The sequence below is a fragment of the Sphingomonas sp. BK580 genome (assembly GCF_014194975.1).
Taxonomy (GTDB): domain Bacteria; phylum Pseudomonadota; class Alphaproteobacteria; order Sphingomonadales; family Sphingomonadaceae; genus Sphingomonas.
The window spans coordinates 65,857-79,380 of sequence record NZ_JACIAY010000004.1; the positions used below are offsets into that span (position 1 = coordinate 65,857).

Here is a 13,524-nt window from a genome sequence, read left to right on the forward strand (position 1 = left end):
AGGATTGGTGAAGGTTGCGTTAGTCGCACGAGAGGGTGAACGAAACACCGGCCAAGGGCGAGCGTCATCCTGACCTTGTTTCAGGATTTACCGGCCCGCGGACCCCCCGCGCCTGAGTGCGCCGCACCGTGGATGCGTGAAATGAGTTAAGGTTGTGGCCGGAAAGCTGCCGCCGCTGGCGCGTCCGGCTCGATGCTCACCGCTCGTCGATCGTGCACCCTCTCGGCCGGCGCACCGCGTTGCAGCGCGCCACACCGCCGCCCGGCAGCGCCACGTGATAGCCGCCGGTGAAGCGCGGGTCGGGCCAGAGATAATCGGTCGATACATAGTGCGCCCCGCTCGCCAGCGCGGCATCGCGGCGGCGCGTGTCGTCGGTCCGCGCCTCGCGCGTCTCGGCGTCGGCGCGGGTGCGCACCAGATAGTTCGCCGCGACGTCGCGACGGATCCGCGCGGCGTCCGCCATCGTCTCGTTGAGCGTCAGATAGGCCGCCGCGGGCGAGTTCTCGTCGGTGTTGATGAAGAACACGCGTCCCTCCAGCGACCGCCGTCCGCCGCGATACAGCGCCACCTTGGCGGGTGTCTCATCCATCGCGAACAGGATCTTGCCGCGTGCCTGCTCGAGCGTCGGCCAATTGTTCGCCCGCACCGCCTCGCGCAGCGTCGGGAAGCGGCCCTGGACGTCGTCGGGGGTGATCAGCTTGGCCGGCGGCAGCACTGCGCGGACCTCGGCGTCGAGGGCGTCATAGCCCGCGGCGTCGGGCACGACCGAGTCGATCCCGCCCCGCGCCGCGTTCTGCTCGTCCTTGATGTTGAACATCAGCATGATCGGTACGTGGCGCGGGTGCGCGTCGGACCAGCGGCGGATGATCGTCAGGCAGTCGGTCAGCAGCACGCAGCTCGACGAATTGTCGATGCCGGGGATGTGGAGCACCTTGTACCCCGGCCGGCGCAGCGCGGGATCGTCCGAGCCGCGCGCATAATGGCCGCCCTGCGGGTCGTAGTTGACGTCGATCTCGAGCTGGCGCGCGCCCTTGTCGAGCTGCTCGCCGAGGTCGCGGTGTGCATAGTCGAGCGCGTCGGCGAGCTTCGGGTCGGCGGCGCGCAGCCGCGCCATCGTCGCGGCGGGCATCGCGCGCTTGTAGCTGTTGTGCGTGCCGATCACCTGCAGGTCGTTGAGCCGCAGCGGCGCGGCGTCGCGCGCGGCGGCGGGGGCGGAAAGGACAGCGGCGAGCGCGAGCGCGCGGACGAGACGGATCATGCGCGCGGCCCTAGGAAGCGCGCGTGAAACTGGCGTGACACTCTCTCCCGCCGTCCGAGTCCTTCCTGCCAGCAGCAATGGTTTGCGCTGAACATCAGCGACTTGCGCGAGAGCGCTTGTGCCCGCGTCGGGTGGTATTATCGTCAGACAATAGCAGGGTGGCGGAAGGCTGCCCGCAGGGGAGGAAAGAGGGAATGCGCTCGCTGTTGCTCGCCGGCGTCGCCGCCGCGTCGCTGCTCATGCCGCTCGGATCGGGGGCCGCGGCGCAGGGGTTGCCGCAGGTGCAGCCGGTACAGGTCGATCCGTCCCGCCCCGATTGGGAGAACCCCGCGGTCAACGCGCGCGACAAGATGCCCGCGCACGCGACCGGCTTCCCGTTTGAGACGCGCGCGCTCGCGCTGGCGGGCGCGGAGGCGCGCTCCGCGCGCTATGTCGCGCTCGATGGCACGTGGAAGTTCGCGCTGTCGCCCAGCTCGGACGACCTGCCGGCGGGGTTCGAGCAACCGAGCTATGACGTGGCGGGGTGGAAGGACATCAAGGTCCCCGGCGACTGGCAGGCGCAGGGCTTCGACCAGCCGCGCTACAACAACGTCACCTATCCCTTTCCCGCCAACCGCCCGCTGATCCCGCACGCGACCAACCCGGTCGGCTCGTACCGCCGCGACGTCGAGCTGCCCGCGAGCTGGCAGGGCAGCGACGTGATCCTCCACATCGGCGCGGCGGGCTCCGCCTACGAGATCTGGGTCAACGGCGAGAAGGTCGGCTATTCCGAGGATTCGAAGCTGCCGAGCGAGTTCGACGTCACCCGCTTCGTGAAGCCGGGGCGCAATACGGTGGCGATCCAGATCCACCGCTGGTCCGACGGCAGCTACCTCGAGGACCAGGATTTCTGGCGCGTCTCGGGGATCGAGCGCTCGGTCTACCTGCTCGCCGCGCCGAAGACGCGCGTGCGCGACGTGTTCGTCCACGCCGGGCTCGACGACGCCTATCGCGACGGCACGCTCGCGGTCGAGGTGGCGGTCACCGGCGCCGCCGCGACGAGCGCGCGCTACGTGCTGATGGAGGGCGACCGCGTGCTCCAACAGGCGCGCGCCGCGGTGGCGGGGGGCACGGGCGAGCGCAAGGCGACGCTGAGCGGCACCGTGGCGAACGTGCGGCCGTGGACCGCGGAGACGCCGAACCTCTACACCCTGCTGGTCGAACTGTACGACGTCAAGGGCGCGCTGATCGAGTCGAGCGCGCGCCAGATCGGCTTCCGCACCGTCGCCATCATCGACGGGCGCGTGACGGTCAACGGCAGGCCGATCACGATCCGCGGCGTCAACCGCCACGAGCACGACCCCGAGACCTTCCACACGATCACGCGCGCCTCGATGGAGCGCGACGTTCAGCTGATGAAGCGCAACAACGTCAACGCGCTGCGCATGTCGCACTATCCCAACGACCCGTATATGTACGAGCTCGCCGACCGCTACGGGCTCTATGTGATGGACGAGGCCAACGTCGAGAGCCACGCCTACATGGAGGCCGGCAACAACCACCCCGACGATCGCGCCAAACTCCAGATCGGCTTCGACCCGGCGTGGAAGGACGCGCATGTCAGCCGCGTCACCAACATGATCGAGCGCGACAAGAACCACGCCTCGGTGATCTTCTGGTCGCTCGGCAACGAGGCCGGGATCGGGCCGAACTTCGAGGCGGGCGCCGCCGCGGCCAAGCAGCGCGACCCGTCGCGGCTGCTCAGCTATCTCGGCTGGGGCACGTGGGAGGGCGTCCACGACCATCGCCCCAATTACTTCGCCGACATCTACGCGCCGATGTACGACACGGTCGAGAAGATGCGCGACTATGCCGTCAACTGGCGCTTCAAGCAGCCGATGATCCAGTGCGAGTACGCGCACATGATGGGCCAGACCGGTGGCAACCTGAAGGAATATTGGGACACGATCTACGCCCACCCCGACAAGCTGCAGGGCGGCTTCGTGTGGGACTGGGTCGACCAGTCGATGTACCGCTACACCAAGGACGGACGGCGTTACTGGGGCGACGGCGGCGAGTACGGCCCCAACCCGGGTGGCGACATCGAGTTCGGCGACGGCCTGCTCCAGTCCGACCGCACGCCCAACCCGCAGCTGTACGAGCTGCGCAAGGTCTATGCGCCGGCGCAGTTCGACGGCTTCGACGCGGCGAGCGGGCGCGTGACGGTCCGGAACCGCCACGACTTCCGTGACCTGTCGGGCTTCAGCTTCGACTGGGAGCTGGAGGAGGACGGGGTGCCGGTCGCGAAGGGCGTGCTGGCGCCGCTCGCCACCCCTGCGCGGGGCGCGGAGACGATCACGCTGCCGCTCACGGGCTACCAGCGCCGTGCGGGCGCCGAGTATTTCGTCACGGTCAACGTCCGCGCCAGGGAGGGGGCGATCCCCGGCGTGGGAGGCGGTACCTTGCTCGGTTTCGAGCAGTTCCAGGTCCAGCCGGGCGCGGCCAGCGCGCCGGCGGCGGCCGCGGGGGCGGTGGCGCTCAAGCAGGCGGGCGGCGCGGTGACGCTGTCGGCGAACGGCGCGACGCTCACGATCGATCGCGCGACCGGGCTGGTGCGCGACTATGCGCAGGGCGGGCGCACGCTCGCGAGCGGCGGCGCGCCGCATTTCTGGCGCGCGGTGACCGACAATGACATCGGCATCGGCACCGATCGCAAGCTCGCCATGTGGAAGGCGATGAGCGACACGCGGCGGGTCACCGCGGTGCGCAGCGCGCGCACCGACGCCGGCGCCGAGGTCACGGTCGACTATGCGCTCGGCGACGGCGCCGCGACCTTCACCACGCGCTACGCCATGGCGGCCGACGGCAGCGTCGCGGTCGACGGGCGGTTCACGCCGGTGAAGGCCGACCTGCCCGCGCCGTTCCGCGTCGGGCTCGCCTTCGCGATGCCGACCGACGTGACCGAGGTGGAGTGGTACGGCCGCGGGCCGCACGAGAGCTATGTCGACCGCAAGACCTCGGCGCCGATCGGGCTCTGGCGCGGCAGGATCGCCGAGCAGAACCACGACTTCATCCGCCCGCAGGAGACCGGCAACAAGGTCGACGTGCGCTGGATGGAGCTGTCGGGCGGCGGGCGCGGCGTGCGCGTCCAGGGTGACCAGCCGCTGATGATGAACGCGCTGGCCTTCCCCTATGCCGATCTCGACCGCCACACACCGGGCACGTGGAAGTCGACCGACGTGGTGCCGCACGGGCAGGTGACGCTGCTGATCGACTCCGCGCAATGGGGCGTCGGCGGCAACACCGAGTGGAGCCAGGCGGGGCTGCCGATGCCGCAGTATCTGACGCGGTTGGAGCCGACGCGCGTGACCTTCCGCCTGACTCCGTTCGCGGGCGAGGGCACCACGCCCGACCGTGCCCGGGCGGCGAGCGCGACCGGCGAGGAGTGATCGCGCCCCGTCGCGTCGGCTGCGCGTAGTTCGGCTGGTGAACCAGCGGCGTGCCTCTGCGGACGCAGAGGCCTGGATCGCTCGACGTGGGTCAGGGGCTGACGACGCCGGCAGCAGGGCGTTAATGGCGCAGTATCCGTGTTCGCAGAGCCAGTGCTGGCGCAGATCGGCGATTCATCGTGGCGTTGGAGGAAATAAATGGCCCGATAATCAAAGCCTTCGTTTTTTGATCTGATCTGGTGCGATCTTCGCTGCCGCAGCACCACCAGGGATCCGACTTATCATAGGGGCGCCAGATAAAAAGGGGCGCTTCGTGCATATCAAGACCTTGCTTCTGTTCACCTGCGTGCCGCTGGGATCAACAGCGCCGCAGCTCGCCGCCGCGCAGCAGGCGCCCGCGACGGGCGGCCGTGACGAGGCCGCTACGACTCCCGCCGAGGCGCCGCCGCGGCGCGACGTGGTCGTCACCGCGGTGGCGCGCGGCCGCGACCGGCTCGACACCGCGGTCTCGACCAGCCAGCTGCTCGCCAGCGACATCGACAAGATCGCGCCACGCTCGATCGCCGAGATCTTCCGCAACATCCCCGGCATCCGGTCGGAGAGCTCGGGCGGCGAGGGCAACGCCAATCTCTCGATCCGCGGCCTGCCGATGGCGACCGGCGGGGGCAAATACCTGCAGCTCCAGGAGGACGGTCTGCCGGTCGTCGAATACGGCGACCTGGTCTTCGGCAATGCCGACATCTTCCTGCGCGCCGATCTGGGCGTCGCCAGCGTCGACTCAGTGCGCGGCGGCTCGGCCTCGACCTTCGCGTCCAACTCGCCCGGCGGCGTGATCAACCTGATCTCCAAGACCGGCGAGACCGAGGGGGGCGCGGTGCAGCTGCTCACCGGGCTCGACTATGGCGAGCATCGCCTCGACATGGACTATGGCGGGCGGCTCGGCCGCGGCTGGCGCTTCCACGTCGGCGGTTTCGTCCGCCGGGGCGAGGGGCCGCGGCGGATCGGCTATGACGGCAACCGCGGCGGCCAGATCAAGCTGAACCTCACCAAGGAGTTCGACGGCGGCTACGTGCGCCTCTACGGCAAATCGCTCGACGACCGCGCCGTGAGCTACATGCCCAACCCGGTGCGCGTGACGGGCAGCGACGCCGACCCGCACTACGAGAGCCTGCCGGGCTTCGACATCGGCCGTGACGCGCTCTCGTCGCGCTACGCGCTCCGCAACGTCACGCTGGACGGCGCCAACCGCCGCAGCGTCCACGACCTGCGCGACGGCATGCACCCGGTGGTCGGCGCGATCGGGCTCGAGGCGCAGGCGACGCTCGCCGGCTGGACGGTGATCGACCGCTTCCGCTTCACCCGCATCGCGGGCCGCTTCATCGCCAACTTCCCCGCCGCGATCGCCGCCGCGAGCGACGTCGCCGCGGCGCTCGGCGGCGCCGGCGCGACGCTGCGCTACGCCACGGGGGCGCAGCCCGGCCAGAAGATCACCCGGCGCGGCCAGCTCGGTGCCGGCAACGGCCTGCTCGTCGAGAACATCGTCTTCGACGCCAAGATCAACAGCTTCGGCAATCTGTTCAACGATCTGCGCGCGAGCCGCGTCGATCCGGTCGGAGGCGGCGAGCTGACCAGCACGCTGGGCTTCTACCGTTCGCGCCAGGACGTCCACACCGATTGGCTGTGGACGTCGGACCTGCTCGAGCTGCGCGGCCGCGGCACGGCGACGATGATCGACCTGTATGACTCGCGGAGCGTGGCGGTGACGCAGGACGGCTTCTACGGTTACGGCGCGAGCTTCTTCGGTGACTGCTGTCGCCGCCGCCACCGCGTCGACTATCACACCAATGCGCCGTTCGGCTCGCTCAACTACAGGCTGGGTGGCGTCTCGCTGGGCGGCAGCCTGCGCTACGATTTCGGCGACGCCGCCGGACTGATCTACGGATCGGACCTGGGCGGGGGACGGCCCACGCTCACCGCGCGCGACATGAACGGCGACGGCACGATCGCGGCGGCGGAACGGCGCGTCGCGGTGCTGCCGCTCGGCAGCCCGGCGCCGGTCTTCTACGGCTGGCGCTATTTGTCCTACTCGACCGGCATCAACTGGCGCGTCGCCGAGCCCTTCGCGCTGTTCGCGCGCTACAGCCGCGGCGCCCGCACCAACTCGGACCGGCTGCTGTTCGGCCCAGGGCTGGACGTCGCCACCGGCGCGCTGACCAACCGCCGCGCCGCGGTCGACCGGGTCGAGCAGGTCGAGGGAGGGCTGAAGTACCGCGACGACGGCGTGCGACTCGATCTCACCGGCTTCTGGGCACGAACCGGCGAGCAGAACGCGCAGATCACCACCCCCGGCTCGTTCATCGACCGGGTCTATCGTGCACACGGGGTCGAGGCGGAGGGGGCGCTCACCGGTTGGGTGTTCAGCCTGACCGCCGGCGCGACCCTCACCGATAGCAGGATCGCGATCGACCAGATCGACCCGAGCACGGTCGGTCACGTGCCACGGCGGCAGGCGCGCTTCATCTTCCAGACCACCCCCGAGCTGACGCTGGGCCCGATCGAGCTCGGCGCCAACGTCGTCGGCACGACCAGCAGCTTCGCGCAGGACGAGAACCGGCTGAAGCTGCCCGGGTTCGCCACGGTCGGTGCGTTCGCCACCTGGCACCTCGGCGAGCGGTTGCAGCTGTGGGTCAACAGCAACAACCTGCTCGACCAGCTCGGCTTCACCGAGTCCGAGAACGGGACGATCCCGGCCGGCGGCATCGTCCGCGCCCGCTCGGTCAACGGGCGCACCACCTCGCTGGCGCTGCGCCTGCTGCTCTGAGCTAGCCGATCAGGCCGCCGCGGGGCGGAGCAGCGGCTCCACCCGCGGCGCGTCGGGCTCGCGCCAGCGCTCCGCCAGCCGGCGATAGGTGGCGAGCGCCTGCCCGACGACCTGATCCATGTTGTAGTAGCGATAGGTCGCGAGCCGCCCGACGAAGCTCACCCCGGCCTCGGCGATGGCGAGTGCCTCGTACCTCTTGAACAGCTCCTGGTTCTCCGCGCGCGGGATCGGATAATAGGGGTCACCGGTGGCGCTGGGATATTCGTAGGTGATGCTGGTGTTCGGCGCCTGCTGCCCGGTGAGGTGCTTGTACTCGGTCACGCGCGTGTACGGCACGTCGGGCGAGGGATAGTTCACCACCGCCACCGGCTGGTGCCACTCCTGTGCCAGCGTCTCGTGCTGGAAACGCAGCGAGCGGTACGGCAGCTTGCCGTAGCGGTAGCCGAAATATTCGTCGATCGGCCCGGTGAAGACGAGGTGGTCGTGTGGGTAGGCGTCGCGCGCCTCGTGGTAATCGACGCCCAGCAGCACGTCGATGTTCGGATGATCGAGCATCCGCTCGAACATGCGAGTGTAGCCGTCGAGCGGCATCGCCTGGAAGCTGTCGGTGAAATAGCGGTCGTCGGTGTTGGTGCGCGTCGGCACGCGCGCGGTAACGGATTTGTCGAGCTCGGACGGGTCGAGCCCCCATTGCTTGCGCGTGTAGCCCTGGAAGAAGGTCTCGTAGAGGTCGCGACCGACGGCGGAGATCACCACGTCGGCCGAGGTGCGCACGACATCGACCGGCTCGGCGCGGCTGGCGAGGAAAGCGGCGGCCTCCGCCTCGGTCTCCAGCTCCAGCCCGTAGAGCGCGTTGAGCGTGGTCCGGTTGATCGGCATCGGCACCAATGTGCCGCGCACGTCGGCGAGGACGCGATGCTCGTACGGCCGCCAGTCGGTGAAGCGCGACAGATAGTCGACGATCTCGCCCGAGTTGGTGTGGAAGATGTGCGGGCCATATTGATGCATCAGCACGCCGCCGGCGTCGAGATGGTCATAGGCGTTGCCGGCGACGTGCGGCCGGCGATCGACCACCAGCACGCGCTTGCCCGAACCGGCGGCGAGCCGCTCGGCCATCACCGCGCCGGCGAACCCCGCGCCGACCACCATCACGTCGTAGCGCTCGCGCGTCGTCACGGGCCAGGCCAGCGGCGAGACGATCGGCTGGACATGGCTGCCGCGCGCGACTGCTTCGTCGATCAGCGCCGCCATGTCGCGCTGCACCTGGTCCCACGAACCGCGTGCCAGCAGGGCGTCGACCTCGGGCAGCCATCGCTCGGGCGCACGCGCCAGCTCGAGCGCGGCGTCGCACATCGCCGCGAACTCCGCCGCGTCGGCCGCGACGAACACGCCCGGCACGTCGCCGTAGCTGCGCACCACGTCGGTCACCGGGGTGGACACCACCGGACGACCGGCGGCGAGATATTCGGGTGTCTTGGTCGGGCTGATGAAGCGCGTGGCCTCGTTGATCGCGAAGGGCATCAGCGCCACGTCCCAGCCGCGCAGGTAGTCGGGCAGCTCGGCATAGCCGCGACCGCCGGGATAATGGAGGTTGGCTCGCCGCGGCAGATCGTCGGGTGAGATCTTCACCACCGGCCCGAGGATCACGATCTGATAGTCGGGGCGCGCGTCGGCGAGCGCGGCGAGCAGGTCCAGGTCCATCCGCTCGTCGATCACGCCGTAGAATCCGAGCCGCGGCGCGGGCAGGTCGCTCTGGTCGGCGGGCACCGTGCCGGGCGAGCGCGCGGCGGCGAAATGCGCGACGTCGACGCTGGAGGGGAAAGCATGTACCGCGGCATGGCGCGCGCGCTTCGCCTCGTAGAGGCTGTGCCCGCCGGTGAAGACCAGATCGGCCTGGTCGAGCAGCCGTTGCTCGAGTGGCAGCAGGTCGTGCGGCGCGTTCTTGAACTGCGACAGCTCGTCCATACAGTCGTAGACGACGCAATCGGCGGCGAGATGCTCCGAGAACGGCAGCATCATCGGGGTGTAATACCAGCGCACCACCGGCCCGCGCGGCGACGCCATCAGGGCATCGAGCAGGCCGCGCAGCGTGGTGCACACCGCGTCGCCGTCCAGCCCGGCGGGAAGGTGCGGGGTGCACACGGTCACGCCCGTGTCGGCGCAGCGGCGCTGCTCGACGCGCGGCGCGGCATCCGCCGCGGCGACGATCGGCTCCTCCCAGAACAATACCCGTCGCGCGCGCGCGAAGCGGTTCATCAGGTGCTGCGGCCGCTGGAGGACGAAATCCCAGCGCAGGTGGCTGAAGCAGATCAGCGTGCCCTTGTCGTCGCTGGCGGTCGCACGGCTGTCCTGGTGCGGCAGGGGGGACGAGGGCAGGGTCACGGAGGAGTCTCCCGGTGTTGCGGACACATTGGGAAACTCAGCAACATAGCCGCATGTTCCAGTGTAAGTATCTGACAAACCTAAGTTTAGCTTTGGACCCGCGGCAAGGATTTTGCATCGGCGAGGCAACGGCGCGCGGAGCCGGACGTTGGCGGCACGATCGGGCAGAGGAGCGGAGCGTGCGCGAACTCGAGCTATGGGGCGGCCTGGAGTGTACCGTGAATCGCGTCGGCGACCATTACGTCGATCAATTCGCGCTGCTCGGCCATCGCGACCGTCCCGACGACGTCGACCTCGTCGCCGATCTCGGCGTCCGCGCCCTCCGCTACCCTATCCATTGGGAGACCGTCGCGCCCGAGAGGCCGGGATCGCGCGACTATGCCTGGTATGACCAGCGGCTGGAGCGGTGCCGCGCGCGCGGCGTCGGCGTGATCGCGGGGCTGGTTCATCACGGTTCCGGGCCGCGCTACACCGATCTGCTCGACGAGGATTTTCCCAGGCTGCTCGCGGACTATGCGGGCGCCACGGCCGCGCGTTATCCCTGGATCGAGCGATGGACCCCGGTGAACGAGCCGCTCACCACCGCGCGCTTCGCGGCGCTCTACGGCCACTGGTACCCGCATCGCCGCGACGAGGGCGACTTCTGGCGCGCGCTCGTCAACCAGGTCGAAGGCACCGCGCGCGCGATGGCGGCGATCCGTTCGGTCAACCCGCGCGCGCAGCTGATCCAGACCGAGGATCTCGGGCGCAGCTTCGGCACCGTGGCGACACGCGACCAGGTCGCCTTCGACAACGTCCGGCGCTGGGCGACGTGGGATCTGCTGTGTGGACGGGTCGGGCCGGCGCACCCGCTCTACGCTCGATTGAGCGACTCCGGTCTCGCCGCGCGACTCGACGCGCTCGCCGCGGCGCCGTGCCCCCCCGACGTGATCGGGGTGAATCATTATCTCACCAGCGACCGTTTCCTCGACCATCGCGTCGAGCGCTACCCGGCGCACACGCATGGCGGCAACGATCGCCAGCGGTTCGCCGACGTCGAGGCGGTGCGTGTGCTTGAGCCCGGGGCGCCGGGGCTGGCCGGGGTGCTGCGGGAGGCCTGGGCTCGCTACCGCCTGCCGCTGGCGGTGACTGAAGTGCACAACGGCTGCACGCGCGAGGAGCAGATGCGCTGGATGGCGGAGGCCTGGGACGATGCGCTGGCGCTGCGCCGGGACGGCGTCGATCTGCGCGCTGTGACGTGCTGGTCGCTGCTCGGGAGCCAGGGCTGGAACACGTTGCTGACCGGGAGCGGGCTGTACGAGCCGGGCGTCTACGACGTCTCGGATGGGGTGCCGCGCGCGACGGCGATGGTGCCGCTGCTGCGCGCGCTGGTGTCGGGCGGTGAGCGCGACCCGCTGGTGCACGTGCCGGGTTGGTGGCGGCGCGCGGACCGGCTCGCTTACGCCGCGGTGCCGCGCCCCGCCGCGATGACCGCGCAGCGACCATATCGTGACGCCAGCGAGGTCGCGGTGCCGCCGCTGCTGGTGCTCGGCCGCGACAACGCGCTCGCGCCGCATCTCGCCATGGCCTGTGCGCAGCGCGCGATCCCGCTGGTCTTCGGCGAGCGCGACACCGACTCGCCGGAGGCCTGGGCGGTGATCGACCTCGACGGCGATCCGCGCCGCAACGGCTCGGCACCCACGCGCCCGCGATTGCGGCTCCAGGCATCGTGGAGCGACGCGCCACCGCGCCCGCCGGGCCGCGCCCCCGCGACCCTGGTGGTCGTCGCCGACGACCTGTTCGCGGCCGACCGGCCGCCGTCGCGCGACGCGACGACGCTTACCTACGCGCCCGACCTGGTCCGTGCCGCGCTGGACCTGCTGATCGACCGCGCCACCGGCGAGTGGCGCGTGCGGCATGGTCACGCGGGCCAGGAGCCGCGGGTGCGCCGGCTGCTGCTGCTGCGCCCGCTCAAGCAGGCACTCGCCGAGCAGGCCGACGCGCGCGCAGCGACGCTCACGCGCGCGGCCTGAGCGCGCGCGGGAAAACAGGCTCACTCAAGTGAAGACGGGCGGACATCGGTCGGTGTGCGCTCGTTCTCTCGGCATCAGAAAACCGGGAGAACTCAACATGTTAAACGAAGTAAGCGAACTCGATCAGCGGCCCGCCGCGCCCTGGGCCGCGGCCGAGCGTCGTCCCGCGTTGCTGGCGCTGCTGCGGTTGCTCGACGCCCGCGGTTATGATCATGTCACCGCCACACCGGGGACCCACGCGCGTGTACTCATGCGCGATCCCGAGCGGCTCGGTCGCGACGCCCGCGACGTGCTCGGCTGGAGCCGGCGCTTCGAGCGCGACGCCCTCGATCCCGAGCTGCTCGCCGGTCTGCGCGCCGCCGGTGCGGTGGCGATCGAGCCCGACGGGCGCCTGCGTCCTCTGCTGCGGGTGTCGCGCGTGGAAGGGCGGTTGTTCCTCCACTCGGCCTTTCCCACCGACGCACCCGACTCGGTCTTTCTCGGCCCCGACAGCCATCGCTTCGCGCAGCTGATCGCGGCACGGCTCGATCCGGGCGCCACCCGCGTGCTCGACTATGGCGCGGGCGCGGGCGTGGGCGGCATCGTCGCGGCCTCGCTGCTCGACCGCGCGCATCTGACGCTCGCCGACGTCAACCCGCGCGCGCTCGCGCTCGCCAGCGTCAACGCCGAACATGCCCAGGTCACCCACGCGACCGAGCAGGTGCAGACGCCGAGCGAACTGACCGGCGGCTTCGACCTGATCGTGACCCATCCCCCGTTCATGATCGACTCGGGCAGACGCGCCTACCGCGACGGCGGCGACCTGTACGGCGCGCGGCTGTCGCTCGAATGGGTGGTGCAGGGGCTCGCGCTGCTCGCACCGGGCGGGCGGCTGATCCTCCACACCGGTGTGTCGATCGTCGACGGACGGGACGTGCTCCGCGACGCGCTGCGCGAGCGCCTGCCCGCGATCGGCGTGCGGCTCGACTATCGCGAGCTCGACCCCGACATTTTCAGCGAGGATCTCGACCAGCCCGGCTATGAGCAGGTCGAGCGGATCGCCGCCGTGGGGCTGGTCGTTGAGCGGACCGGCGGCGCCTGAGCGCCGCGCCACGGGAGACGACCATGCCGCAGCTCAACGGGGTGCTGGAGACCGCACTCTATGTCGACGACAAGGCGCGCTCGATCGCCTTCTTCCGCGACGTCATGGGGCTGGCGATCCTGCGCGACGAGGAGCGGCTCACCGCGTTCGACGCCGGCGGCGGCAGCGTGCTGCTGATCTTCGCGCGCGGTCAGTCCACCGCGGGCGAGGACACACCGCAGGGCCATATCCCCGGGCACGACGGGGCCGGCCCGCTCCATATGGCGTTCAAGACCGCGGCGCCGGACTATGACGCGTGGCGCGATCACTTGCGCGAGCGGGGCGTGCGGGAGCTCAGCGAGATCCATTGGCCGGCCGGTGGCCGCAGCGTCTACTTCAACGATCCCGACGGGCATGTGCTGGAGATCGCGACGCCAGGGCTGTGGCCGAACTATTGAGCCGCGATGCCCCGGCATTCGGGGAAGGTCGCGGGACTGTTCTGGGCGCTCGCGCGCCGGCAGGAGCCCGGCGCGGCGCACGACGAGGCGCGGCTCTGCTCAGCG

7 protein-coding genes are annotated in these 13,524 nt (G+C 70.2%); 5 read left to right on the plus strand and 2 right to left on the minus strand.

Features of this window, described 5'->3' with window-relative positions:
- Positions 1-196 precede the first annotated feature (196 nt).
- The gene (locus FHY05_RS09200; RefSeq protein WP_183944102.1) at positions 197-1,258 is read right to left on the minus strand and encodes a phosphatidylinositol-specific phospholipase C1-like protein; all 1,062 of its coding nucleotides are present in this window, start codon (positions 1,256-1,258) and stop codon (positions 197-199) included.
- 194 nt (positions 1,259-1,452) lie between these two features.
- On the opposite strand from FHY05_RS09200, the gene FHY05_RS09205 reads away from it, so the two are divergent.
- Both FHY05_RS09205 and FHY05_RS09210 read left to right on the plus strand, forming a co-directional pair.
- The gene (locus FHY05_RS09205) at positions 1,453-4,686 is read left to right on the plus strand and encodes a glycoside hydrolase family 2 TIM barrel-domain containing protein (protein WP_183944103.1); all 3,234 of its coding nucleotides are present in this window, start codon (positions 1,453-1,455) and stop codon (positions 4,684-4,686) included.
- Between the two features lie 313 nt (positions 4,687-4,999).
- On the plus strand, positions 5,000-7,507 hold the full coding sequence (locus FHY05_RS09210) for a TonB-dependent receptor domain-containing protein (protein WP_311732424.1): 2,508 nt from the start codon (positions 5,000-5,002) through the stop codon (positions 7,505-7,507).
- A gap of 9 nt (positions 7,508-7,516) precedes the next feature.
- Here FHY05_RS09210 and glf read toward each other — a convergent pair whose 3' ends face one another.
- Entirely contained in the window at positions 7,517-9,889 is a 2,373-nt protein-coding gene (glf, locus tag FHY05_RS09215; protein WP_311732425.1) for a UDP-galactopyranose mutase, read from the minus strand.
- Positions 9,890-10,068: 179 nt separating this feature from the next.
- Here glf and FHY05_RS09220 point away from each other — a divergent pair, with 179 nt between their 5' ends.
- From FHY05_RS09220 to FHY05_RS09230, 3 genes are all read left to right on the plus strand, one after another.
- The gene (locus tag FHY05_RS09220) at positions 10,069-11,901 is read left to right on the plus strand and encodes a family 1 glycosylhydrolase (RefSeq protein WP_311732426.1); all 1,833 of its coding nucleotides are present in this window, start codon (positions 10,069-10,071) and stop codon (positions 11,899-11,901) included.
- 97 nt (positions 11,902-11,998) lie between these two features.
- On the plus strand, positions 11,999-12,982 hold the full coding sequence (locus tag FHY05_RS09225) for a methyltransferase (RefSeq protein WP_183944105.1): 984 nt from the start codon (positions 11,999-12,001) through the stop codon (positions 12,980-12,982).
- A 23-nt stretch (positions 12,983-13,005) separates the two neighbouring features.
- On the plus strand, positions 13,006-13,419 hold the full coding sequence (locus FHY05_RS09230; protein WP_183944106.1) for a VOC family protein: 414 nt from the start codon (positions 13,006-13,008) through the stop codon (positions 13,417-13,419).
- The last annotated feature ends 105 nt before the right edge of the window (positions 13,420-13,524 follow it).

Coding starts and splice junctions, on each gene's coding strand:
- FHY05_RS09200 (WP_183944102.1), bottom strand. CDS start 1,258: ATGATCCGTCTCGTCCGCGCGCTCGCGCTCGCCGCTGTCCTTTCCGCC.
- FHY05_RS09205 (WP_183944103.1), top strand. CDS start 1,453: ATGCGCTCGCTGTTGCTCGCCGGCGTCGCCGCCGCGTCGCTGCTCATG.
- FHY05_RS09225 (WP_183944105.1), top strand. CDS start 11,999: ATGTTAAACGAAGTAAGCGAACTCGATCAGCGGCCCGCCGCGCCCTGG.
- FHY05_RS09230 (WP_183944106.1), top strand. CDS start 13,006: ATGCCGCAGCTCAACGGGGTGCTGGAGACCGCACTCTATGTCGACGAC.